Origin of the sequence: Planococcus sp. ISL-109, from assembly GCF_018613655.1 — a bacterium.
Classification (GTDB): Bacteria; Bacillota; Bacilli; order Bacillales_A; family Planococcaceae; genus Planococcus.
The window spans coordinates 994,223-1,019,782 of the sequence record NZ_JAGGPW010000004.1; the positions used below are offsets into that span (position 1 = coordinate 994,223).

22 protein-coding genes and 1 pseudogene are annotated in these 25,560 nt (G+C 48.3%); 3 read left to right on the plus strand and 20 right to left on the minus strand.

Going from position 1 to position 25,560, the window contains the following annotated elements:
• Positions 1 to 68: 68 nt before the first annotated feature.
• From hflC to J7E21_RS06830, 17 genes and pseudogenes are all read right to left on the minus strand, one after another.
• Complete coding sequence (gene hflC / locus J7E21_RS06750) at positions 69 to 1,049, minus strand: protease modulator HflC (RefSeq protein ID WP_215105893.1); 981 nt, start codon at positions 1,047 to 1,049, stop codon at positions 69 to 71.
• Positions 1,049 to 2,017: an FtsH protease activity modulator HflK gene (gene hflK, locus J7E21_RS06755; RefSeq protein WP_215105895.1), complete on the minus strand. Its 969-nt coding sequence runs from the start codon at positions 2,015 to 2,017 to the stop codon at positions 1,049 to 1,051. Before hflK ends, hflC begins: the two co-directional genes overlap by 1 nt.
• A 174-nt stretch (positions 2,018 to 2,191) precedes the next feature.
• The gene (locus J7E21_RS06760) at positions 2,192 to 3,412 is read right to left on the minus strand and encodes a carboxylate--amine ligase (protein WP_215105897.1); all 1,221 of its coding nucleotides are present in this window, start codon (positions 3,410 to 3,412) and stop codon (positions 2,192 to 2,194) included.
• A 9-nt stretch (positions 3,413 to 3,421) separates the two neighbouring features.
• Positions 3,422 to 4,822: a two-component system histidine kinase PnpS gene (pnpS, locus tag J7E21_RS06765; protein WP_215105899.1), complete on the minus strand. Its 1,401-nt coding sequence runs from the start codon at positions 4,820 to 4,822 to the stop codon at positions 3,422 to 3,424.
• Positions 4,819 to 5,526 (minus strand): response regulator transcription factor, encoded by a 708-nt coding sequence (locus J7E21_RS06770; RefSeq protein ID WP_215105901.1) that lies wholly within the window; start codon positions 5,524 to 5,526, stop codon positions 4,819 to 4,821. Before J7E21_RS06770 ends, pnpS begins: the two co-directional genes overlap by 4 nt.
• Positions 5,527 to 5,571: 45 nt before the next feature.
• Positions 5,572 to 6,048, minus strand: a complete 477-nt coding sequence (locus J7E21_RS06775; protein WP_215105903.1) for a MaoC family dehydratase — start codon at positions 6,046 to 6,048, stop codon at positions 5,572 to 5,574.
• 161 nt (positions 6,049 to 6,209) lie between these two features.
• Positions 6,210 to 7,148 (minus strand): malate dehydrogenase, encoded by a 939-nt coding sequence (gene mdh / locus J7E21_RS06780; RefSeq protein ID WP_215105905.1) that lies wholly within the window; start codon positions 7,146 to 7,148, stop codon positions 6,210 to 6,212.
• A 61-nt stretch (positions 7,149 to 7,209) separates the two neighbouring features.
• Positions 7,210 to 8,478 carry an NADP-dependent isocitrate dehydrogenase gene (icd, locus tag J7E21_RS06785; RefSeq protein ID WP_215105907.1) on the minus strand — a complete coding sequence of 423 codons (1,269 nt, stop codon included), beginning with the start codon at positions 8,476 to 8,478 and terminating at the stop codon, positions 7,210 to 7,212.
• Positions 8,479 to 8,619: 141 nt separating this feature from the next.
• Positions 8,620 to 9,672, minus strand: a pseudogene (citZ, locus tag J7E21_RS06790) (citrate synthase); the annotation flags it as partial.
• 184 nt (positions 9,673 to 9,856) lie between these two features.
• Positions 9,857 to 10,243: an FxsA family protein gene (locus tag J7E21_RS06795; RefSeq protein ID WP_215105909.1), complete on the minus strand. Its 387-nt coding sequence runs from the start codon at positions 10,241 to 10,243 to the stop codon at positions 9,857 to 9,859.
• Between the two features lie 24 nt (positions 10,244 to 10,267).
• Positions 10,268 to 12,028: a pyruvate kinase gene (gene pyk / locus J7E21_RS06800; RefSeq protein WP_215105910.1), complete on the minus strand. Its 1,761-nt coding sequence runs from the start codon at positions 12,026 to 12,028 to the stop codon at positions 10,268 to 10,270.
• Between the two features lie 22 nt (positions 12,029 to 12,050).
• Positions 12,051 to 13,010: a 6-phosphofructokinase gene (gene pfkA, locus J7E21_RS06805; protein WP_215105911.1), complete on the minus strand. Its 960-nt coding sequence runs from the start codon at positions 13,008 to 13,010 to the stop codon at positions 12,051 to 12,053.
• 140 nt (positions 13,011 to 13,150) lie between these two features.
• On the minus strand, positions 13,151 to 14,116 hold the full coding sequence (gene accA, locus J7E21_RS06810) for an acetyl-CoA carboxylase carboxyl transferase subunit alpha (RefSeq protein ID WP_215105912.1): 966 nt from the start codon (positions 14,114 to 14,116) through the stop codon (positions 13,151 to 13,153).
• Positions 14,109 to 14,981 carry an acetyl-CoA carboxylase, carboxyltransferase subunit beta gene (accD, locus tag J7E21_RS06815; protein WP_215105913.1) on the minus strand — a complete coding sequence of 291 codons (873 nt, stop codon included), beginning with the start codon at positions 14,979 to 14,981 and terminating at the stop codon, positions 14,109 to 14,111. The genes accA and accD overlap by 8 nt, the downstream gene beginning before the upstream one ends.
• The gene (locus J7E21_RS06820) at positions 14,972 to 15,613 is read right to left on the minus strand and encodes a FadR/GntR family transcriptional regulator (RefSeq protein ID WP_215105915.1); all 642 of its coding nucleotides are present in this window, start codon (positions 15,611 to 15,613) and stop codon (positions 14,972 to 14,974) included. Before J7E21_RS06820 ends, accD begins: the two co-directional genes overlap by 10 nt.
• A 158-nt stretch (positions 15,614 to 15,771) precedes the next feature.
• Positions 15,772 to 18,831: a DNA polymerase III subunit alpha gene (gene dnaE, locus J7E21_RS06825; RefSeq protein ID WP_215105917.1), complete on the minus strand. Its 3,060-nt coding sequence runs from the start codon at positions 18,829 to 18,831 to the stop codon at positions 15,772 to 15,774.
• Between the two features lie 17 nt (positions 18,832 to 18,848).
• A complete protein-coding gene (locus tag J7E21_RS06830; protein ID WP_215105919.1) occupies positions 18,849 to 19,790 on the minus strand; it encodes a DHH family phosphoesterase in 942 nt (313 codons plus the stop codon).
• A gap of 94 nt (positions 19,791 to 19,884) precedes the next feature.
• Between J7E21_RS06830 and J7E21_RS06835 the strand changes: the two genes are divergently transcribed.
• Entirely contained in the window at positions 19,885 to 20,184 is a 300-nt protein-coding gene (locus J7E21_RS06835) for a YtpI family protein (RefSeq protein ID WP_215105920.1), read from the plus strand.
• Positions 20,185 to 20,217: 33 nt separating this feature from the next.
• Here the strand turns inward: J7E21_RS06835 and J7E21_RS06840 are convergent, their stop codons facing one another.
• Positions 20,218 to 21,525: a DRTGG domain-containing protein gene (locus J7E21_RS06840; protein ID WP_215105922.1), complete on the minus strand. Its 1,308-nt coding sequence runs from the start codon at positions 21,523 to 21,525 to the stop codon at positions 20,218 to 20,220.
• 171 nt (positions 21,526 to 21,696) lie between these two features.
• Positions 21,697 to 22,377, minus strand: coding sequence for a metal-dependent hydrolase (locus tag J7E21_RS06845; protein WP_215105925.1), 681 nt, complete (start codon positions 22,375 to 22,377; stop codon positions 21,697 to 21,699).
• A gap of 90 nt (positions 22,378 to 22,467) precedes the next feature.
• On the opposite strand from J7E21_RS06845, the gene J7E21_RS06850 reads away from it, so the two are divergent.
• Complete coding sequence (locus tag J7E21_RS06850) at positions 22,468 to 23,565, plus strand: M24 family metallopeptidase (RefSeq protein ID WP_215105927.1); 1,098 nt, start codon at positions 22,468 to 22,470, stop codon at positions 23,563 to 23,565.
• Between the two features lie 64 nt (positions 23,566 to 23,629).
• Here the strand turns inward: J7E21_RS06850 and ald are convergent, their stop codons facing one another.
• On the minus strand, positions 23,630 to 24,745 hold the full coding sequence (gene ald / locus J7E21_RS06855) for an alanine dehydrogenase (RefSeq protein WP_215105929.1): 1,116 nt from the start codon (positions 24,743 to 24,745) through the stop codon (positions 23,630 to 23,632).
• Positions 24,746 to 25,044: 299 nt separating this feature from the next.
• On the opposite strand from ald, the gene J7E21_RS06860 reads away from it, so the two are divergent.
• A complete protein-coding gene (locus J7E21_RS06860; protein WP_215105931.1) occupies positions 25,045 to 25,545 on the plus strand; it encodes a universal stress protein in 501 nt (166 codons plus the stop codon).
• The last annotated feature ends 15 nt before the right edge of the window (positions 25,546 to 25,560 follow it).

The window sequence follows — 25,560 nt, forward strand, 5'->3', positions numbered from 1 at the left end:
AAAAAAAAGCCGTCATTCCCTTTATTTTACCACGCAGGCAAAAAGAAGAGAAATGACGGCTCTAACCATTATTCAAGATTTCCGGATAACAGTCTTGCGTAAGGTGAATCAGATGGCATAATGATGACTGTATCTTCGCCGATCGTTTTCGAATACGACTCGAGTGAGCGATACAGCTCATAGAATTCAGGATCTTTCGAGAATGATTCATTGTAAATCTGTGCCGCTTCCGCTTCCCCGTCCGCTTGTATCAAAGCTGCTTCTTTCCGGGCGGTTGCAATCAATTCCTGGGCTTCCCGGTCTGCTTGCGCTTCAATTTCAAGTTTACGTGCATCGCCTTGCGATAGGTAATCCTGAGCTGTCGAATCCCGCTCCGAAATCATCCGAGTGAATACGGCTTGTTCGTTTTCTGAAGGCAAGTCGGTCCGTTTCATCCGGACATCGACGACTTCAATTCCGTATTCGTCAGTTGAGAGCAGTTCATTAACCCGTTCTGTCACGGTGTCGTTCAAGCTACCGCGTGAGGAATTCTCGTCGTTGATGATTTCATCGTAATTCAGCTGGCCTAGTTCAGTCCGGACAACCGAATAAATGAATTCCTCCATGCGCGATTCGGCATTGACGATTGTGCCTGCATTTGAAATCATGCTCAGTGGATTTGTCACACGCCAAACAGCATAATTATCGATCAGAATGCGTTTTTTGTCTTTTGTGTTGATTTCCGCTTCCGTAACATCATAAATCATCTGGTATTTCGGAATCGTCGTAATGCTCTGGATGAACGGGACCTTCATTTTGATTCCGGGATCTTCCTGGACTTTGACGACTTCCCCGAACTGGCGGACGATGCGGTATTCGTTTTCTTTCACGATATAGGTATTCGTCAGGACGATTAAAAGTGCGACGAACAGAAGAGTGGAGATTACGATCTGTTTCCAGTATTTTCGGTAATCGATCGGATCTTTCGGCTCTCTTGGCTTTTTCGTGCGATTTCTATTTCCGAATATATCCGTCGTATTGGAATTGCCGAATGGCTGTTTTGGATCCATTAGTTGCCGCCTCCTTCTTCTTCTTCTTCCACTGCTGGTGGAATTGCAGTCTGCATTTCACCGAGCGGCAAATATTTCATCGTTCCTTCATCGTCGTTCATGATATAAAGCTTGGCATTCGGCAGCACCGACTCCAAAGTTTCCATAATGAGGCGCTGTTTCGTCACTTCGGGATTGCCTTCATATTCTGCATAAAGCTTGTCAAAGACCGCTACATCTCCGCGGGCTTGCTCGACACGCTCCACTTTTTTCGCTTCTGCGCGTGAATTGATGGCGGATTTCTCACCCAATGCTCCATTGCGTTTCTCGTTTTCGTATTTATTGGCCTCGTTGATTTTCGTATTCATCGTTTCACGTGCGTCCGTCACGTTCGTAAACGCTGCTCGCACTTCTTCATTCGGCAATTCCACATCTTGCAGCTTTACAGCTAATACCGAAATGCCGATATCATATTCCTCGATCAGCGATGACAAAAGATCACGCGTTTCTGCTTCAATTTCCGCTTTCCCGGCAGTCAAGGCATCGTCGATCAAGGAGCTTCCGATAATAGAACGGATCGAAGCAGTTGTCGCGTCATGAAGCATGTCGCGCGGATCTTCTGCATTGAACAAGTATTTTTTCGGATCGGTGATTTTCCACTGGACGACCAGATCCGTCAAGACGATGTTTTCATCACCTGTGATCATTTTCGTTTCCTTGTCGTATGTAGTGATTTCGCCTTCTTCATTTTGGTCATAGCCGAATTGCAAACTATAGGTTTCTTTCGACATCACTTCGGCTTTTTGGATCGGCCATGGTATTTTGAAATGAAGGCCCGATTCGGTCACTGGTTCCCCTGCCTCGCCGAATGTAATGATGACCGCCTGTTCCGACTCATCTACGGTATACCAGGACGTCATAACTGCGACCAATAATAAAATACCGAATACCGAAAGCCCGATGATGGCTAATATACGTTTCGTACTCATGTTGTTTTCCCCCTTAAATCTTTTATAACTGTATATACGGTGTGATTGTAGAATAGTTTCAGGAAAATGAAAAAAAGAGTCCGGGGAGGGACTCTTTTTCAGATCATGCGGTTGAAGGGGGTTCTTTTAAAGAATAGCACCCGATTGTGAAGCTGGTGTTAAGGCTGTGTAAAGTTACCATTGATTGTTTTTGTATTTTTTATAATAATTCACTTGGCGTGCAAAAAGATACAGCTTGCGTTTCATATGCGTATCTTTTTTATAGAATAATGGATTGCCGTATTTCTTTTCTTTGATCAAGCGCTTAATGTCTTTTTGGACCGCTTGGTTATCGACGAAATTGCGCAAGACCACCTTCGGGACGACTGTGAACAGAAAGTCTTCGTTCAAGTAAGTAATCGGCTTGTCCGCTTGAAAAATCAAGTCACCAACCAAATACTCCGCCATATTATGGCCGAGCGCCGTCACATAATAACTCGAGCGTCCTTGGCGGATGTTCACTTCGAATACTTTGAACTTCTTATCGCGCGCATCGTATTTCAGGTCGAAATTGGCAAATCCGGTATAACCGACCGCTTCGAGGAAATGCTGCAATTTCAGCATCATGTCCTTGTCGAAGCGCGTGATGAGCGCTGTGTAATTGCCGATTGCAGTTACAGTATGTTCTTGCAGGACGACTTGAGCATAAGTCACCAGCTGCGTCTTGCCTTGAGAATTGGCATATATTACAGAATCCCACATATATGTATCATCACCAGGGATGAAATCCTGAATGATCAATTCATCGCGGTAGCCGCTCGCTTTAATTTTTCGGACGACTTCAAACAACTCTTTCGGGCTATCGACTTTATAGACTTTCTCCTGGCCGACGAATTTATTGCGGCTGTATTCGATGCCATCGCTCGGTTTGACGACGACCGGGTACATCATATCGCTGTCATCGAACGGTGCATCTTGGCTGCAATCATAAAAATAAGTGGTCGGTGTATCAATGCCGTGCTGAGCGCACAATTCGTAGAAATTCGCTTTCATCTGCAATTGGTTCATGAGCGCTTCTGTCGGATAGTTAAAGACGTAATGCTCACGCAACACTTTCGCGTTTTCGATAATCAGGCGAACATATAAATCATTCGTGCCGACGAGCAGCAAAGTTTTCCCCGGTGCTCTGTATTTTTCTGCTATTTCAATCAATATATTAGCAAAATGGACAGGTTCAGACAATTGTTTGTTTAGTTCAATCGTTTCTGTAATCGAGCTCATTTCAGTAAATGATAACGGTTCTTTTCCGATCAAAATCGGCTTGATGCCGTATGCTTCATGAAATGAAATGGCCATATTGTATGCATTCATATCTGTACCGATAATAATCGGCATAAAAGGGTGTTTGGTTTCCATATGTTCCTCCTAAAATTCACTCACAAGCGGCAAATATACTGTAAACACAGTACCAACACCGACTTTACTTTCCACTTCGACTTTGCCTTGATGTGCTTCAATGATGTGTTTAACAATGGACAATCCGAGGCCCGTTCCACCAGAATTTCGGCTGCGGGCCCGGTCCACTCGGTAAAACCGCTCGAACAATCGCCCGATTTCAGACGCTTCGATGCCGATCCCTTGGTCTTCCACTGTTATGACCGCTTGTTCCGCCTGTGCAAACAGCCGGACGGAGATCGTCGTGTTTTCTTGGGAATAGGTCACGGCATTGATCAGCAAATTGACGATCACCTGGATTAGCCGGTTCCCATCGCCATTTACCGTGATCGGCTGCAGCTTCAAATCGATATGAATATTCTTTTCTGCCAGTTTCGGATGCACCGTTTCAACTGCCCGTTCGATGATGGCTTTCATATCTGTCGGCTCCACCTGTATATGGAAAGCCGAACGTTCCATATTCGATATATTGAGCAAGTCGTTGATCAGCATCTCCAAACGGTTGCTTTCTGATTGGATGATTTCCAGAAACGACAATAAAGTGTCCGTGTCTTGATACGCTCCGTCAAGCAAGGTTTCGGAAAAGCCTTTGATCGATGTGACGGGTGTCCGCAATTCATGGGAGACATTCGCCACAAAGTCTTTCCGCACTTGCTCCAGTTTTTTCAGCTCTGTGATGTCATGGAAAACTATCACCACGCCGAGCCAGCGCTCATGCTCGCCGATGACCGGCGCTCCGTAGACATCCAAGTTTTTCATCGTGATGCCATCGGCAAACTCAATTTGGTCACGGGAACGGGTTTCGGTCATAAACACTCTTTCAATAAACGATTTCAACTCAGGCGCAATGCTGATTTCACGGTAAATGCTGCCAAGTACCGACTCGCTGGCCAAACCGGTTTCTTCAAGAAATGCCCGGTTGATGAGTGAAATCCGGCCTTGGCGGTCAATCATGACGAGTGCACTCCCCATATTTTCGATCAAAGTTTTCAGCCGTTCCTGCTCCATCTGGCGGACCGTCGCGATTTCCTGAAGATTACGGGCCAGCACGTTGATCGTCTTGTTCAGCTCTAGACTGCCCTGTGCATCGGATTCATACGCCCGTGCTCGGTAATTACCTTTAACTAATTCAACCGCCGTAGCTGTCGCATTTTCGATCGGCTCTACTTGAAGGCGGATGATGCGGTTTCCGATCACGGCGGAAATCGCCAAGCCCGTCAAATAAATAACTCCGAGCGCCATCCAGACTGCCGATTTATTCTGTGCATTTTCATACAATGGGAAAAATTGGAGCGTGATCAAATAAAGGCCAGCGAGCAGCACACCGATCCAAATCATCAATGATATCAGCAAGCGCCGCCGGAAGCTCATGAGTTTTTCGGCTCCTCGAATTTATATCCGAGGCCCCGAATTGTTTTGATGAATGTCGGTTTCCGTGTATTGATTTCGATCTTTTCACGTAAATGGCTGACGTGAACGTCAACAATGCGCGTATCGCCCGCAAAATCATATTTCCACACTGCGCTCAATAATTGGTCGCGCGTCAAAACACGGTTTTTGTTTTCGGCCAAGTATACGAGCAATTCGAATTCTTTTGGCGTGAAATCCAATTGCTTGTCATCTAAAAACACTTCAAAGCGATCGGGAAAAATCTGCAATTTGCCGAAAACATATGGAGTAGCCCCGTCCTGCTGAATGACTGGGCTCGTCTCAGCTCTACGCAATACCGCTTTAATGCGGGCTACGACTTCACGGGGACTGAATGGTTTAGTCATATAATCATCAGCCCCTAGTTCTAACCCCAGCACTTTATCGAATTCGTCGCCTTTGGCAGTGAGCATGATGATTGGTGTGTTGACTTTCTGCTGGCGCAGCGATTTGCATACCTCGACACCGTCCATTGACGGCAACATCAAATCCAGAACGATCAAATCCGGCTTGTCGCTTAATGCAAGATCATAGCCCTGTTTCCCGTCATTGGCGATGACCGTTTCATAGCCCGCCTGCACCAGATTATAAGATAAAAGAGTTGCAATCGGATGTTCATCTTCGATAATCAATATTTTTTTCGGCATTTTACATCCTCCAAATTCAATTTGGAACCCCCATTCCAAACCGCTTTAAAAATTTTCCATTGCTTGCGTAGTCAGGCGGTTGATCGTTTTCGGTGGTTGCGCAACGATAGTGCCATCAATGTAAATTGCTCCTTCTTCATCTTTACCTTCTACACGAATCGTCACTTGATTGTTCCGAACGTCAACATCCGCCACTTCCAACAAGAAATCGATCGTCGCATAATGGTAGACCGGCTTTTTGAATACTAAATGCTGTTCACAAATATACGATCCAGGACCCGGTATATATTTGGAAACTGCTGATGTGACGATACCTGTCAGCATAATATTGGGCACGACCGGTTTCTCAAAGCTGGTCGTGGAAGCAAAATCATGCTGAATATACAAAGGATTTCCATCATTCGTCAATCCCAGATAAAGCAATAGATCTTTGTCTTCGATTTTTTCCGTCAACTTTAATCTTTCGCCGACTGTAATGTCTTCAATTTTCCTGCCCAATTTGCGTTTTTTCCCTAGCAACACAGGCTTTCCCTCCCCTAAGTGTTTCTTATCCTTATAGTATCAATTTCCAGCGTACATGTGCAAGTTCGTCCGCTTTCCATACAATCTCCATAGCTCACTCAAAATTGTGCTTTTTCATATTATAAAAAAGACCAGGCAGGGTTAACTGCCTGGTCTTTCCATTATGATAACACGTCCATGACCGCCTTCACTGAAGCAGCCGATTGATCGAGCGCCTGTTTCTCTTCTTCGTTCAAATCAATTTCAATGATTTTCTCGATACCAGACGCACCTAATACGGCCGGTACACCTAAATAAATTCCATCCAAGCCATATTCACCTTCCAAATAAGCGATGGACGGCAAGACGCGTTTTTGGTCGCGGATGATCGCTTCAGCCATTTCCACAAGAGAGGCAGCTGGCGCATAATACGCTGAGCCACTTCCGAGCAAGTTAACGATTTCTGCCCCGCCTTTTCTTGTCCGATCAACAATTTGCTCCAGCCGGTCTTTCGGAATAAGGCTTTCAAGTGGAATCCCTCCAGCGAATGAGTAGCGGACGAGCGGCACCATATCATCGCCGTGGCCCCCCAGTACAAATCCGGTAATATCTTTTACCGATAAATTGAGTTCCTCGGCAACAAAGCTGCGGAACCGTGCAGAGTCGAGCACACCAGACTGGCCGATTACCCGCTCTTTCGGAAAGCCGGATTCTTTAAAAACAGTGTAAGTCATCGCATCAACCGGATTGGTCAGCACAAGAATTGTCGCATTCGGTGAGTATTTGACTATTTCTTTCGTAACGGATTTCATCACTTTCTGATTGGTCAAGACAAGATCATCACGGCTCATGCCCGGCTTTCGGGCAACACCTGCAGTAATAATGACTATGCTGGAATCTCTCGTGTCCTTGTAATCAGCGGTGCCGGTTATTTTCGCATCAAAATTTAAAACCGGTGCAGCTTCCGCCATATCCAAAGCTTTTCCTTTTACCGAATTTTCCATATTTGGAATATCCACGATGACGACATCCCCCAACTCTTTTTGCGCGAGCAAAAATGCGGTTGTGGCGCCTGTAAACCCAGAACCGATTACTGAAATCTTGTGTCGTTTGAATGTCATAAAAAACTCTCCTTCCCATCGGATGATACAACAAAGAGGAGGCATAGCCTCCTCTTTAATGTTACATGTTTTTAATTAGTTCATCAGCGAATTCAGATGTTTTCACTTCTGTTGCGCCGTCCATTAGGCGGGCAAAATCATAAGTAACAACTTTAGAAGCAATTGTTTTTTCCATAGAAGCTGTGATCAACTTCGAAGCTTCTGTCCAGCCAAGGTGATCAAGCATCAAAACACCTGACAGGATAAGAGAAGATGGGTTTACTTTATCAAGTCCAGCATATTTCGGAGCCGTACCGTGAGTCGCTTCGAAGATTGCATGGCCTGTATCGTAGTTGATGTTCGCACCAGGTGCGATGCCGATTCCGCCGACTTGTGCAGCAAGAGCATCAGAAATATAGTCGCCGTTCAAGTTCATTGTTGCAACAACATCGAACTCGCTTGGACGTGTAAGGATCTGCTGAAGGAAGATATCAGCGATGGAATCTTTAACAAGCAGTTTGCCGGAAGCCAAAGCGTCTTCTTGTGCTTTGTTCGCAACATCCGTACCTTTTTCGTCTTTGATTTTATCGTATTCGTTCCATGTGAACACTTTGTCGCCGAACTCTTGCTCAGCCACTTCATAGGCCCAGTTCTTGAAAGCTCCTTCAGTGAACTTCATGATGTTCCCTTTGTGGACAATCGTCAACGATTCGCGGCCTTCAGTGATCGCGTAGTCGATCGCAGCGCGCACTAGGCGTTTAGTTCCTTCTTCTGAAATCGGTTTGATGCCGATTCCTGAAGTTTCTGGGAAGCGGATGTTTTTAACGCCCATTTCGTCAGTAAGGAAAGCAATCAATTTCTTAACTTCATCAGAGCCTTTAGCGTATTCGATGCCTGCGTAGATATCTTCCGTGTTTTCGCGGAAAATGACCATGTCAGTATCTTCAGGGCGTTTGACCGGTGAAGGAACGCCTTCGAAATAACGTACTGGGCGCACGCATGTGTAAAGATCCAATTCTTGGCGCAAAGCTACGTTCAATGAACGGATACCGCCGCCGATTGGCGTAGTAAGCGGTCCTTTGATAGCGATCAGGTACTCACGGATAACGTCAAGCGTTTCTTCCGGAAGCCATTCGCCTGTTTCGTCGAATGCTTTTTGTCCAGCAAGGACTTCTTTCCAGACGATTGATTTCTCGCCATTATAAGCTTTTTTTACCGATTCTTCCAATACGCGTGAAGCTGCGTTCCAGATATCCGGCCCAGTTCCGTCACCGATAATGTATGGGATTACTGCGTTATTTGGGACGTTCAAGACGCCGTTTTCAACTGAAATTTTTTCACCGTTCGTCATGTATAATTTCCTCCTGAGTTCAAAGTCATAGGGCTGCACAATGTGTCAGCCCCATCAAATTTTATTTTATTGCTTTAATTAGCGCTGTTCAACCGGTACATAAGTTTGCATTCCCGGTCCGATGTATTCCGCGCGCGGACGGATCAGGCGGTTGTCGGAGTATTGCTCCAAGATGTGCGCCAGCCAGCCCGATGCACGGGATACCGCGAAGATCGGCGTGAACAAATCATGCTCGATGTTCAAGGAATGGTACACCGATGCCGAGTAGAAATCGACGTTCGGCGGAAGCGGTTTTGCGTTCGTGATCAATTCGTCGATCTTCACGGACATGTCGTACCATTTCGGTTCGCCGCGAAGCTCCGTCAATCTTTTCGACATCTCGCGCAAATGCTTCGCACGCGGGTCCCCTTTGCGGTAGACGCGGTGGCCGAAGCCCATGATCTTTTCTTTGTTGGCAAGCTTTTCTTTGATGAACGGCTCGACGTTTTCGACCGATCCGATCTCTGTCAGCATCTTCATCACTTGCTCGTTGGCGCCGCCGTGGAGCGGGCCTTTCAAGGCGCCGATCGCTGCCGTCACACCGGAGTAAACGTCAGACAAAGTCGCAACCGCTACACGCGCAGTGAACGTCGAGGCGTTCAGTTCGTGGTCGGCGTGCAAGACGAGCGCTTTGTTGAACGCTTCAACTTCGATGTCTTCCGGCAGTTCACCGGATAGCATGTACAGGAAGTTCGCCGCGAAGCTCAAGTCCTTTTTCGGTTGAACCGGCTCTTTGCCTGCACGGATGCGTCCGAATGCCGTCACGAGCGTCGAGATCTTCGCTTGGATCTTGATCGCTTTGCGGTAGTTCGCCGCTTCTTCCATCACTTCCGCTTCTTCATCGAAGAGGCCGAGCATGGACACCGCTGTGCGCAGTGCCGCCATCGGGTGGACATGTTTGATGTCGTATGTCTTGAAGTGGTCGAGCACCGCTTGCGGCACCGCCATGTTGTCGGCGAGCTGCTGTTTCAGTTCAGCCAGTTCGTCTGCTTTTGGCAAACGTTGGTGCCACAGAAGATAAATCACTTCTTCGAAACTGGCATTGTCAGCCAAGTCATCGATATCGTAACCGACGTATGTAAGTGTGTCGTCAATAATCGAGCTGATTGCCGATTGTGTTGCTACTACACCTTCTAAACCTTTTGATGATGTCATGGAAATCTCTCCTTCTTCATTCTACTTCATCATTCCAAAAAAACAGAATGAATGAGCCGTCTGCTTTCATGCAGTTTTCCGTAAATAGACTTACCTAGTTATTATAATCAACTTTGTACAATTTGTGAATGAAAACGCTCGTGAAATTTTAAAATCGATCGTCTTATGATGAATGAACCCGGAATTATCCAACGATAATCCGGGTGTTTTTCATCTTCTTCTGAAGCACCCGATAAACGAGCGGCTTGTATAGTTTCTGAGTCGGGCTGAACAATAAGCTGAACCCGACAGCATCCGAAATGAAGCCCGGCGTCAGCAACAGTGTGCCGCCGACCAAAATAAACGCGGCACCGATCAGACGGTCGCCAGGCGCCTCCATTTGGCTCATGCTCGACTGAATATCACGGATTGCTCTTAGCCCTTGGCGTTTCGCCAAAAAAGCACCAAGCAACCCGGTCGAGATGATCAATCCAAGCGTCCAGAAAAATCCGATTTGGCCACCTGCCCAAATCAATATCGCAAGCTCAAGTGTCGGTACGACCACCAATGCCAGAAAAATCCACTTCATCATAGTCAATCGACCTCCAAATTTTCTTTACAAAACGCTCGCATGTCCTTGATAAATCACACCGGAAGCTGCATCAATCGTAATTTCCTGGCCGGATTCGATTTTAGCAACAGCATCTTTGACGCCGACAATTACCGGAATTCCAAGGCTCAGACCGACAACAGCTGCGTGGCTCGTCAATCCGCCTTCTTCTGTCACGATGCCGTCGCAATTATTAATAGCGTCCATCATGTCGCGGTCTGTGCCATATGTGACGATGATTTTGCCTTTAGTATCCATGCCAAGAGCTTCATCTGCTGTGCGGGCAACGACTGCTTCGCCGAAACCGACACTTTTCCCAATACCTTGGCCTTTTGCCAAAATGTCTCCGATTACGCGGAGTTTCATGAGATTTGTCGTACCGGCTTCACCGACTGGAACACCAGCTGTGATAATGACGAGATCGCCATGCTTAATTAATCCATGTTTCAGCGCTTCTACAACGGCAATATCGAGTACTTCGTCCGTCGTTTTCACACGAGCGCCGACAATTGGATGAACGCCCCAGTTCAATGTCAGTTTCCGGGCTGTGCGAGCTGTAGACGTCACGGCAATGACCGGTGAGCCTGGACGGTATTTGGAAATCATTTTCGCTGTATGGCCGCTTTCCGTCGGAGCAAGAATAGCTTTGACACGCAAATTAAGGGCGGTATAGGCAACCGCTTGTCCGATCGCTTCGGTCATATTCGATTCTTTTTCTTTGCGGCGGTTCGTGACGATCTGTTTATGATTAAGCGCCGCTTCGGTCGTCTCGGCAATGCGGTGCATCGTCTCGACCGATTCTACCGGATAAAGCCCTGCTGCCGTTTCTCCTGACAACATGATTGCATCGGTTCCGTCGAAAATCGCGTTCGCCACATCGCTCGCTTCTGCGCGTGTCGGACGTGGATTGCGCTGCATCGAGTCAAGCATCTGGGTCGCTGTGATGACCGGCTTCCCTGCGCTATTACATTTTTCGATCATCGATTTTTGCACGAGCGGCACTTCTTCTGCTGGAATTTCTACACCAAGGTCACCACGGGCAACCATTAAACCGTCTGAAACCATGATGATTTCATCCAAGTTGTCGACGCCTTCCTGGTTTTCGATTTTCGGAATGATTTGGATATGAGCTCCGCCGTTCTTCTCCAGCAAACTGCGGATTTCCATAACGTCCGAGCGGCGGCGCACAAATGAAGCCGCAACGAAATCAACATCCTGAGCAATACCGAACATCAGATCTTCTGCATCTTTTTCGGTAATTCCAGGCAATTGCACGGAAACTCCCGGCACGTTGACACCTTTTTTCGTTTTCAATGTCCCCGCATTTTCGATGATCGTGTGGATCAATCCGCGCTCCAGATCGATGCTTGTCACGCGCAGTTCAATCAGTCCATCGTCGAGCAGAATGATTGAACCTTCATTTACATCTTCGATCAGCTTGTCATATGTGATCGAAAACATCTCTTTTGTTCCAAGCACTTCCATCATCGAAATTGTGATTTCCTGGTTTGTTTCAAGTTCGATTTCATCGTTTTCCATTTTATGTGTTCTGATTTCAGGACCTTTTGTATCCAATAGAATACCGACCGTTATGCCGGTCTTCTCAGAAGCTTCGCGAATGCGTTTGATGCGCAACCCATGCTCTTCGTGATCGCCATGCGAAAAGTTCAAACGCGCGACGTCCATGCCCGCTTCCATTAATTGTTCTAGTATTTCCGGCGATTCACTGGCCGGACCGATTGTGCAGACGATTTTTGTTTTTCTCAATAGGCTCACTCCATTTACCTGTTTAAATTGATAATTCTTTTGAAAGCTTATACAAACGCATATCGGCATCGTGCTCTTGTTCGAACGCCGTTGTCATATCATAGTCTACCACCTGGTGATTTTTCATGCCAATCGCCAGGCCTCCTTTTCCTTCGATCAGCACTTCCACTGCCCGAGCACCGAATAGGCTGCCCAGTACACGGTCCCGTGCTGTCGGTGAACCGCCGCGCTGAATGTGCCCAAGAACGGAGACGCGCGTTTCAATATCGGTTTTGTCTGCGATCAGGGAAGCCAGTTCCGCACCGCCCATGACCCCTTCCGCTACGATGATGATGCTGTGCTTCTTGCCGCGCTTGCGTCCGCTTTCCAGCCGTTCAAGCATGGCGTTCATGTCGAATGGATCTTCCGGAATGAGGATCGTTTCTGCGCCGCCTGCCAGCCCTGCCCATAAAGCAAGATCTCCTGCGTCCCTGCCCATCACTTCGACGATGAATGTCCGTTCATGGCTCGTCGCCGTATCACGGATTTTATCGATCGCTTCGATGACGGTATTGAGTGCCGTATCAAAGCCGATTGTGTAGTCCGTTCCCGGAATGTCGTTATCGATCGTGCCCGGTACGCCTATACTCGGGAATCCCTTTTTCGTCAATGCAATCGCCCCACGGTAGGAACCGTCGCCGCCGATGACAACCAAGCCTTCGAGACCTTTCTTTTTCATCTGTTCAATTGCTTTCCATTGCCCTGCATCTGTGCGGAATTCCTCGCAACGCGCAGAGTATAGCTTAGTTCCGCCGCGTTGGATAATATCCCCGACATCTCCCGCCTGTAGATCGTGGATATTTCCTTCAATCAAGCCTTGGTAGCCATAATAAACGCCCGCTACTTCAACACCGTGATAGATGCCTTTACGAACAACGGCACGGACCGCCGCATTCATCCCCGGCGAGTCGCCGCCACTTGTCAACACTCCGATTTTTTTCACCCGAACCGCCTCCTACACTTCCTTATTACTTTATTCACCTTACCATGCAAGCCGTACGCTGTCAGTCCAAAACCCCTGTTTGCAGGGCGCTTTTTTGTACTTTACCCCAAAATAAAAAGACCGCAAAATGCGGCCTGCTTTTATTCGGTAAAAACACCGATCGCCCTGAATTTATCGTAGCGCTGTGCAATCAATTCGTCCGCGCTCAAATCTTTCAGTTCATTGAGTGAATAACGGATGGCCCCACTGATCAGCTCCGCCTGTCGGGCTGGGTTGTGATGTGCGCCTCCGCGCACTTCCGGAATCATATGCTCGATAATGCCCATGCCCAAAAGATCCGGTGCGGTGATTTTCATCGCTTCTGCAGCCGTTTTCGCCAGTGCTGCGTCTTTCCATAGAATCGATGCTGCCCCTTCCGGTGAAATGACCGAGAACGTCGAGTTCTCCAGCATCAGGATCTGATTGCCGACACCAAGCGCAAGCGCTCCCCCGCTGCCGCCTTCTCCGATGACAATCGACAAGACCGGCACTTCAAGCCCAGCCATTTCGACGAGGTTGCGGGCGATTGCTTCACTCTGGCCGCGCTCTTCCGCTGCTTTCCCAGGGTACGCACCTTTCGTATCGATCAGGCAAATAATCGGCCGGCCGAATTTTTCCGCCTGCTTCATCAAGCGCAATGCCTTACGGTAACCTTCTGGATGCGGCATTCCAAAATTGCGGCGGACGTTTTCTTTTGTGTCTTTGCCGCGCTGATGGCCGATGATGGTCACGGGCTGCCCTTCAAAACTGCCGATGCCACCGACAATCGCTTCATCGTCGCCGTAAAGGCGGTCGCCGTGCAATTCGATAAAGTCCGTAAACACGAGCGACAAATAATCGAGCGTTGTCGGCCGTTCCGGATGCCGTGCCACTTGAACGCGATCCCACGGCTTCATGTTTTCGTAGATTTCCTCTTCTAGTTTGGCAAAGCGTTCTTCGAGTGATGCAATCTCGGTACTGAGATCCACATCAGCTGTTTTCGTATAGTCTTTCAATTCCGAGATTTTTCTTCTCAGTTCGATCAACGGCTCTTCGAATGCCATCGTTTTCACTTTCTTTTTAGGCATCGGATCCAGCTCCTTTCACATGCAAGCGAACAATGGTCGCAAGCGTTTCGCGCATTTTGCAGCGATGCACGACTGCATCCAATTGGCCGTGCGCGAGCAGGAACTCAGCCGTCTGGAAATCTTCCGGCAATTTCTCCCGCACTGTCTGTTCGATGACGCGGCGTCCTGCAAAACCGATCAACGCTTTCGGTTCCGCCAAGTTGATGTCTCCGACAGAAGCAAAACTGGCTGACACGCCACCTGTAGTCGGATGCGTCAAAATCGATACGAACAATAAGCCTTCGTTCGAATGGCGCTTTAAAGCCACACTCGTTTTCGCCATCTGCATGAGCGACAACACACCTTCTTGCATGCGCGCCCCGCCGCTTGCTGTGAATATTAGAAATGGCACTTTCAGTTTTGTCGCGAGCTCAATGGCGCGGGTGATTTTCTCTCCGACCACTGACCCCATCGAGCCCATGCGAAAATGGGAATCCATTACCGCAATGACGACTTGCTGGCCTTTAATCGATCCGCTGCCAGTCAAGACCGCTTCATTCAAACCGGTTTTTTGGCTATCGGATTTCACTTTCTCGCTGTAGCCCGGGAAATTGAGCGGGTTTTCCGACTTCAAATGATCATCCACCGATTCGAAGCTTGAGTCGTCCATCAAGTGGACAATGCGCTCGTGCGCCGTCATCTTGAAATGATGGTCGCATTTCGGACAGACTTTGCCCAAATGCTCGAGTTCTTTCGTCAAAGTGATGTGTTTGCAGTTCGGGCATTTGGTCATCAATCCTTCCGGCACATCTTTAGCCGCTTTTGATGGAATTGTCGCCTCTTTTTCGTCGCGTTTTCGTTTGAATATATCCCGTATCATCGCCATTCCTTATTCTCCCCTTTAGTTAAGACACTGCTCCAGGCTTTAAAGCCCCGGATGGCCGCTTCGGCATCCTGCTCTTCGATCGCTTGCAGTATATTCGTCAATAGTTTTTTTTCCTCAGGCGATACATCGCCGTCATATGGATTGCCGCTATATTGCTTTAACAAGAACCAAATTTTCAATGATAGGCGGTTGCCGGATAGTACCATCAACTCCCGGACAAAATCCTCCCGTTTGAAATCATGCGCTTCGAGCCGTCCAAGAAAACTATCCCAAACCGGCAATTTCGCAGCATCGGTTCCACAGATAGCTTGTATAGCCGCCGTTTCGTGGATGCACATCGTCTCCCGGACATCTTCATGCGATTTACTGTCTTGCAAAACAAAAGTGGACAATAGCTCGACCAGACGATGATTTCTCGGTTCCGATAGAAACGTCCCTTCGCCGCGCCGTGTTTCAATAAGTCCCAGCAGTTCCAGGCTGCGCAATGCTTCGCGGATGGTCGAGCGCCCCACTGCGAGCTTTTCCGCCAATTCCCGTTCAGATGGAATCCGGTCGCCCGGACGTATGTTTTGTTCGCGGATCATATCCCGCATTTCACTTACGATGTTTAAATAGCGCTTAGGCTGATTCATGAAAACTCCTTTTGTTTCCATTTTTTTGAAAGTGGTCTGACCACTAATCTTTCTATAACTTTACAAAAAATTTCGGCTCCCGTAAAGAAAAAACTGCTTTTCTTTTTAAAGAAAAGCAGTTTAATAGGAAATAGTTTATGCAATCGGGAAATATATTGCTATTCAATCGAGACTGTTTTGCAGATGATCGCTGTCTTTCCTTGGCGATTTTCAACCGCCCCTTGCACTTCGAGCAGTGCATCTTTTTCGAGCCGTTCATTGTACTGGGCATATTCTTTCGGGAATAAGGTGATCGACGCTACTCCTGTTTCATCCTGCAAAGTGACGAACGCCATCGCATCCCCTTTTTTTGTGCGGATGCGACGCACATCCTCCACCAAGCCAAGGACGTCCACCCGTTCACGGTCTTTTTTCTGCGGCAGGTCGTTGAGCGCCGTATAACTGGTTTTACGCTGTTCTTTCTCCCGCGCAACCGGATGCGTGCTCAAATAAAATCCAAGTGCTTCTTTTTCAAAATCCAGTTTGAGGTTTTCGGGCATCGGATCGGCTTTTGTGTATTTCGGTTTCATGAATGATGAACCCATGTCATCAAACAAGCCTGGCTCTTCATTCGGTTTCACCAGCTCAGCATGCTTGATCGCACTGTCCAGCGAAGCGAGCAACACTGCCCGGTCTTTACCCAACATGTCCAGCGCTCCCGCTTTGATCAACGGTTCGATAGCCTTGCGGGTAAAGTGGACAGCTGATATCCGTTCGGCAATATTGAACAGGCTGTGGAACGGGCCGTCTTGTCTGGCCGACAGAATCGCTTTGACGTCCGTCCCGGGAACACCTTTTATGGCATTCAGCCCGGTTCTTACAAGCTTTTCTTCCGAGGAGAAGCCATGGCGGCTGTTCACGATGCACGGCGGGGCAAGCGGGATGCCACGCTCTTTCATCTCGCGCATGAACTGAGCGGTTTTTTCCTGGTTGCCTTGGCTATTCGACAGCAACGACGCATAAAACTGCACCGCGTAATGGGCTTTCATATACGCCAGCTGATAGGAAATCATGCTATAAGCGACTGCATGGCTTTTCGGAAAGCCATAGGCGGCAAACCGCACAATCAAGTCGTAGACCGCTTCCGCTTCTTTTTTTGCATAGCCTTTTGTTGTTGCGCCTCTGACAAAATGTTGGCGTTCTTCATCGAGGATCTGACGGCTTTTTTTGCTGACGGCGCGGCGCAGAAGATCCGCTTCCCCTAAACTAAAGCCTGCCATTTCGGCGGCAATTTTCATGATTTGTTCCTGATAGACGATAACACCGTATGTTTCCGCGAGTATCGGCTCGAGCACCGGATGAATGTAAGTTACCGCCTCCTGCTTGTGCTTGCGCCTGGCGTAAAGAGGGATGAATTCCATCGGGCCCGGACGGTATAAGGCATTGACTGCGACAATGTCGCCGAATGCGCTCGGCTTGATCAGCATCAACGCGCGGCGCATTCCTGGGGATTCCAGCTGAAAAATCCCAGCCGTGTCGCCTTTTGCCAATAAAGTATACGTTGCGGCATCAGCGAGAGGCAAACTGCGATAATCGATGCGCTCATTCAAATCACGCTTCACCATATGCGCCATGTTTTCCAATACAGTCAAATTGCGCAATCCAAGAAAATCCATTTTCAGCAAGCCGATTGCTTCGAGCTCTTGCATCGGCCATTGTGTAATGAAAATCTCGTCATGGCCTTTTTCAATCGGAACATAGTCCACTAGAGGCCCTGGACTTAAAATAACGCCTGCCGCATGGATCGACGAATTGCGCGGCAAGCCTTCCAGTTTCAGCGCGGTTTTAAACCAGCGTTCACGCACTTCATTCCCGATGATCCAACTTTCAAATGCCTTCGATTCAAGCAATGCTTCGCGCAGCGTGATGCCGAGGCGGCTCGGAATCATTTTTGATATCTTCTCGAGCTCTTCGGATTCAAATCCGAACACTCTCGCCGTATCCCGTGCAACTGCTTTGGCGGACAATGTGCCGAAGGTGATGATTTGGGCAGTTTGCAATGCGCCATATTTCTGCGCAACGTATTCCACCACTTCCTGGCGCCTGTGATCGGCAAAATCGATGTCGATATCCGGTAAAGTGACGCGTTCCGGATTCAAGAAACGCTCGAACAATAAACCATGTGCCAGCGGATCGACATCGGTGATACGAAGCGCAAAAGCGACGAGTGAGCCGGCGGAAGATCCGCGTCCTGGCCCCGTTAAAATCCCTTTCTTCCTTGCGAACGCCATAAAATCCGAAACGATAAGAAAATAATCAATATACCCCATCGATGCGATAATGCCCAACTCATAGTCGAGCCGTTCACGGTAATCTGCAGTGACCGTTTCGATGCGCTCTTCAAGCCCGCGCATGCAATGCGTTTTGATCACTTCTGCTTTGTCCTGTCCGCTCTTTAACGGATAATGCGGCAACAGTTGGCGATGGAGCGGGATGCTGACTCGGCATTTCAGGAGTAAATTTTCCGCCTCTTGCAGCCATTCAGGATGATCCGAAAACCATTCCGACAGCTCTTCGCGAGACGGCACATAGGCATTTGAATGTTCCGGCCGCGGCCGCTCCGAGTCACTTAGTTTAAAGCCTCCCCCGATGGCATTTGCTACTTCGTATGCAAATGCGTCTTCTTTTTTCACGTAACGGCTTTCTTGGCTTGCGATAAGCGTCAAGCCGAACGAAGCACATAAATCGCGAAACGTCTGTTCCGTTTCGCAGACAGCACCACCCGGCCGCTCAATGCTCGCGAGCAAGCGGTCACCGAAAATCCCCTGCACATAGCTAACAGCTGCACTGCGGTCGGTCAACACCCATTCGGTTTTGTTCGGGATGACGCAGATCAAGCCTTGTTGATACGCTGACAGCCATCTCTTCGGAACCGCCCTCACCTGGCGCGTGGATAAAGCACTCGTAAGTTTCAGGAGCATATGATAGCCTTCATTATTTTCAGCATATAAAATGACCGGCAGTGCAGTCCCTTCAAAGTCGATCGGCACGGAAAGGCCGAGCACCCCGTGGATGCCAGCCTTTTTGCATGCGTCCCAAAAAGGAAGAACGCCGTATAGTTTGGAATTGACAAGAGCTGCAGCGCGTGCACCTTGCTTGGCAAGAACGGAGAAGAGTTCTTCCAGGCGAACCGTGCTCTGCAGCGGATCGGCCGCCGTCACGATATGCGGATAGACCATTTCAACACCTTCTTTCCTCAAGCGCTCGCGCAAATTTCCTCAAGGCGCCGGATCACCCGGTCCGCCTCGTCCCAAGAATAAGCGACAGCACCGGAAGCCATCGGATGGCCCCCTCCTCCGAATTCTTTTGCGAGCGTATTGATGACCGGGCCTTTCGAGCGGAGGCGTACACGGATTTCCGTTTCTTCTTCGATTAAAATCACCCAGGCTCTAATGCCTTTGACATTGCCTAATGTACCGACGAGCAAAGAAGTATCGGTTGGCGTCACATCGAATTCCGCTAAAATATCCCGTGTGATTTTAACAAAGGCAGCACCGTTTGTATTCATTTGGAAATTTTGATACATATACCCTTGAAGATGGAGCAATTTGCGGTCCATTTCGTACATGCCGTTATGGAGCTCGTTACGGTCAAAACCATATTTAATCAATTCCCCCGCCACGTCAAAAGTTTTTTGAGTGGTGCTCGGGAATAGGAAGCGTCCGGTGTCGCCGATGATTCCGGCATACAACAGCCTGGCGCCTGCATCGGACAGCTTCCAATTTTCTGCAATTTGGCCATATGTAAATAATTCATAGATCATTTCGGATGAAGAACTCGCTTGTGGATCGACTTGGCAAATGTCACCGTAGGCATCATCGTTCGGGTGATGATCGATTTTGATCAATTTTGCACCTGTCGTATAGCGTTGGTCATCAATGCGGTCGGTATTGGCGGTATCGGTGACGATGACCAATGCACCTTTGAAATCCGCATCTTCGACAGCGTCCGGGAAGTCGAGGAAATCCATCGTATAGTCATGGGTTCCTGTTGCTAGCACACGCTTTTCGGGATAGTTATGGCTGATCATGTATTTCAAGCCGATTTGCGAACCATAAGCATCCGGGTCCGGCCGTACATGGCGATGGATGATAATGGTATCGAATTGTTTAATTGTGTCGATGATTTGACTGTACATTGCCTTAATCCTCCGTTGGAAGGGGAAATCCATTCGCATTTTCCTGCTATCCACATTACAATGGATAGTAGATTTGCACAACAGGAGGTTCCCCATGCTAATATTTATATTTCTGATCATTGTTTCTGCTGCCTTTTATCTCTATTATAAAACAAAACAAATCCGCACCCGTTTGCCGGTACGGAAAAACTGGTATGCGAGCCGCGCTTCGATGGCTCTCGGCAGTTTCATCGCCTTTTTCGGTATCAACCAGCTGTTCATTTTCCAAACAGCGGTCACGTATATCATCGCCGGCATTTTCATCGTCCTCGGTGTGGCGCTCATCGTTCATAACTTTAAAGCGAACCGCCATTACCAGGCTTTTCTCGACGAGGAAACCCGCCTCAACCCATAAAATAACCTCTCCTTCGCGGAGGGGTTTTTTTGTTTAACGGTCAAGCAATTGGAATGTCAGCATCGCCTTGCCGATCACTTTCTGCTCAAAAAGGACTTCCACATCGACTTTCGCAGATTTCCGGCTAATGTCCAAAATCGTCGGGCGGATGGTCAATGTTGCATCCAGTTGAACCGGCTTCAAATAATAAACCGTCATATTTTCGAGGACGCTGTCTTTTCGGTTTTTCGTCTTTAAAGCTGTAGCCGCAGCTTCGGTGAGAAGCATCGTATAAGCTCCGTACGACAGCGAACCGTAAGCATTGGTCATTTGCGGCGTCACCTTGAACTCCAAACTTAATTTTTCATCCTGCAATAAGGTCAATTGGCTTTTGATGATATCATCAATCGTTTCGCCTTGCTGTGGCTGACGCTGAGCCGTTTGTATAGCTTTCAGGACGTCTTGCCGGCTGATGATGCCCATCAGGTTATGGTGATCATCCGTAATCGGCAGAAGATCGATCCCTTCCCAAATCATCCGGTGCCCTGCTGCTGCAACGCTTGTTTGAAGGGACACGGTAATCGGGTCCTTTGTCATCACCTTATCGATCGAATCGGTCTCGGAATAGCCGATGACATCACGGGAAGTGACGATGCCGACCAGCTTGCCGTTTGAATCAACGACCGGGAATCCGCCGTGGGTCGTTTCATTGTTAAGCTCCTGGTAACGGCTGATCGGGTCTTTGTAATGCAGGAAATGGGTATTCTCAAGTGGTATTAAAATGTCTTCGATGAGCAGAATCTCTTTTTTAATCAATTGATCGTAAATTGCCCGGTTGATCATGGTCGCCACAGTAAATGTGTCGTAGCTCGTCGAAATGACCGGCAACTCGTATTCATCGGCAAGCTTCTTCACTTGCTCGGACGCCTCAAAACCGCCCGTCACCAGCACCGCTGCCCCTGCTTGAATTGCATATTCATGCGCTTTGTACCGATTTCCGACAATAAGTAGATTTCCGGCTTCCGTATAGCGCATCATATCTTCCAGCTGCATCGCGCCAATGACGAACTTGGTCAATGATTTGTGCAGGCCCGCGCGTCCGCCGAGCACTTGGCCATCGACGATTTTGACGATTTCCGCATAAGTCAGCCGCTCGATATTTTCTTTTTTCTTGCGCTCGATCCGAATGGTGCCGACGCGCTCAATTGTCGAAACCAGCCGGTTGTTTTCCGCTTCTTTGATGGCACGGTAAGCGGTGCCTTCTGAAACCTGCAATTCTTTGGCGATTCGACGGACGGAGATCTTTTCCCCTACCGCCAAAGTTTCGATATAGTCCAAAATTTGTTCATGTTTTGTTGCCATTGTTTCACCAAACTTTCTGCTATCCTCTACTCCTTAGTTTATCACATTCCGAATGGAAGTCGATAACTGCAAAACCCATGAAACAAATCGCATTAACCCTAGTGAAAATGCACAAAAGGACAGCGAAACATCCATCGTTTCGCTGTCCTTTTTGTTTTGGTCCAAGAGATTCTATAACTCTACGCTGTCGCCGGGCTGCATGATGTTAACTTGCGCACCGGTGACTTGAGATTTGAATTGTTCCGGATCCTGCTTGATTGGCGGGAATGTATTGTAATGGATCGGCACGACCGTTTTCGGCTTCAGCAACTCTACTGCATAAGCCGCGTCGGTCGGCCCCATCGTGAAGAAATCTCCAATGGGCACAAATGCCACATCGATCGAATGGCGTTTGCCGATGATTTCCATGTCCCCGAACACTTCAGTGTCTCCTGCATGATAAACCGTCTTTCCTTCTGCTTCAAACAGGATTCCGGCCGGCATGCCGCCGTAAATGACGTCTCCGCTTTCTGTCGTGTAAGAAGAGCTATGGAACGCTTTCGTGAATTTCACTTTGCCGAAATCGAATTGGTTGGCACCGCCAAGATTCATCCCAATCGTCTCGATGCCTTGAGTTCCTAAATAGTTTGCCAGCTCGACGGTCGCCACGACTACTGCCCCGCTCGCTTTGGCGAGTTCAACGGTATCGCCGACATGGTCATTATGTGCATGGGTAAGTAAAATCGCATCCGGCTTTTCCCCTGTGACCGTCAAATCGGTCAATTCGTTGCCGTTGATAAATGGATCGATCAAGATAATTTTGCCTTCGGTTTGGATTTTCACGACCGAATGGCCATGGTACGAGATTTTCATAGTATCCCTCCAGTGGAATTTTGGCTCTCCGCTATCTGCTGTTTTATACCCTGATTTTTGATATGCTACACATGAAGGGGAGGAATACATATGAATAAATTATCGAACATGCAACAAATTTTGAAACAGCAGCAAGTCGATGCGGCGCTCATCACCGACCCGCACAATGTCTTTTATTTGACCGGCTTTAACAGCGACCCAAAAGAACGTTTGCTCGCCGTGATGGTATTTGCACAAGCGGAACCGTTCTTGATCTGCCCTGCGATGGAAGCGCCGGATGCGAAAGCTGCCGGCTGGATGGGTGAAATCGCTGGACACGCGGACACACAGGATGCAATGGAAGTCCTCTACAGAACAGCCGAAAAGCGCAATCAGCCGATGCAAAGCATCGCCATCGAAAAAGCGCATATGACGGTCGACCGTTACGACGCCATCAACCGTTATTTCCAGTCACCCGAAATCCACGCAATCGATGACCAGCTGAATGCGATGCGCGTCGTCAAGGACGAATCGGAACTCGACATCCTGCGCCACGCAGCGAAACTGGCCGATTATGCCATCGAAGTCGCTGCACAGAAGATGAATGAGGGGATGACAGAAATCGAGTTGATGACCGAAATCGAACTCGCGCTGAAAAAACGCGGTATTACCCATATGTCATTTGATACGACCGTACTGACCGGACCGAAAGCGGCCTCTCCGCACGGCAAAACCGGCGAACGGAAAATCACACGCGGCGACCTCGTGTTGATGGACCTCGGTGTCATTTACGAAGGCTATTGCTCGGACATCACACGCACACTTGCCTTCGGCGAACCAAGTGAACAAGCAAAAGAAGTGTACGAAATCGTCAGACACGCAGAACAAGCGGCGCTTGACGCGGTGAGCCCTGGCATCACTGCAGCTGAGCTGGACGGGATTTCACGCACCGTCATCGAGGAGGCCGGCTACGGGGAATATTTCACGCACCGCCTCGGGCATGGACTCGGCATTTCCGTCCATGAATTCCCGTCTATACACGGTGGCAATAACATGCCGCTCCAAGCAGGAATGGTCTTTACGATTGAACCGGGCATTTATGTCCCTGACCAAGTCGGCGTGCGCATCGAAGACGATGTGGTTGTCACCGAAGATGGTTATGAAGTGTTGACCAAGTACCCGAAAGAATTAACGATCATCACCCGGTAAAACAAAAAAGAGCTATCCCAGGAAAATCCGGTCAACGGATTTTCAGGACAGCTCTTTTTTTATCTTATTGCAGCAATTCGTCGACTGATTTATATTCCAGTCTTTGGTCGTCTGCTACTGCTTTATACGTCACATGGCCATTCATCGTGTTGACGCCTTTTTTCAATGCTTCGTTATCAAGGACAGCTTGCTTCAGTCCTTTATTAGCGATTTGCACTGCGTAAGGAACCGTCACGTTCGTCAGCCCGATTGTCGATGTGCGCGGAACTGCTCCCGGCATATTCGCGACAGCGTAATGGACGACATCATGCTTGATGTATGTCGGCGCATCGTGCGTCGTGATGCGATCGCTCGTTTCGAAAATTCCGCCTTGGTCGATTGCGATATCCACGACGACAGAACCAGGTTTCATCGATTTGACCATGTCTTCTGTAATCAATTTCGGTGCTTTCGCTCCCGGAATCAATACCGCTCCGATGACCAGATCCGATTCTTTAACTGATTGGGCAATGTTCAGTGGGTTTGAAACTAATGTTTGCACATCTTTTCCGAACAGATCATCCAATTGGCGAAGACGCTCTGGGTTCAAATCGAGGATTGTCACATCAGCGCCCATGCCGACTGCTACTTTCGCAGCGTTCGTTCCGGCAACACCACCGCCGACAACCGTTACCTTACCGCGGGAAACGCCGGGGATGCCGCCGAGCAAAATGCCGCCGCCTCCGTGGATTTTCTCAAGGAACTGCGCACCGATCTGTGTCGACATCCGTCCAGCCACTTCGCTCATTGGCGTAAGGAGCGGCAATGAGTTATTGGCAAGCTGAACCGTTTCGTATGCTACGCCCGTCACTTTCGATTCAAGCAATGCTTTCGTCAATTCCACTTCTGGTGCCAAGTGCAAATAAGTGAACAGCACTTGCCCTTCGCGGAAATGCTTGTATTCGCTTGCTACAGGTTCTTTCACTTTCATGACCATTTCCTGTTCCCATGCTTTTTCTGCACCCGGAACGATTACAGCGCCTGCTGTTTCATAATCTGCGTCCGTAAAGCCTGAGCCAAGCCCTGCTCCGGACTGGATGAAAACTTCATGGCCGAATAGTGCCAGGTTGACTACTCCCGCCGGCGTCATAGCCACACGGTTTTCATTGTTCTTTACTTCTGTCGGTACACCGATACGCATTGCAAAACCCTCCAATAATATTGTGTCTGAAATAATAAAATGATGAAATCTATCAGTATTTGAAACCACATCCATTCTAACAGATTCCTATGAATTTTGCTCCCTTATTTTCTTTGGGGAAGAGATATATTTTTGCGTTGCGGGATTCCGTTAATAGAGCTGGATTTTTCGACTAAAAAGTATTTCACAATAATTAACGAAAAACTAATTATAAAAATTTTAAGAATTTTTACCGTTTAAGGAGGAACAATTCATGTGTGCCTCGAAAGTTACAGTATAGACAAAGGAGGAATGCTGAGATGACATTAAAGTATAATCAAATTATGGTAGCGGTAGACGGTTCCAAAGAAGCAGAATGGGCTTTCAAAAAGTCCATTGGCATAGCCACACGGAACCATGCGACATTGAACTTGGTGAACATTATCGATACCCGTTCATTTGCCGCTATCGAAGCATATGACCGCACGATTGCAGACCGCGCACAAAAGTTTGCGGAAGACCTGCTCGGGGATTATAAAAAAGAAGCCGAGGCTGGCGGCGTTGAAAAAGTCAACATCGTCGTTGATTATGGTTCTCCGAAAACGATGATTCCGCGTGAACTTGCGGAAAGAGTCGAAGCGGACTTGATCGTTTGTGGTGCGACGGGCTTGAATGCTGTCGAACGCTTCCTCATCGGCAGTGTGTCTGAGCATATTGTCCGTTCGGCAAAATGTGATGTTCTCGTTGTGCGTACGGAACAAGCACAGAGTGATGCGCCGGACGATTATTATTCTGAGAAACACTCCGAAAAACCTGAATAACACAAACAAAAGCAC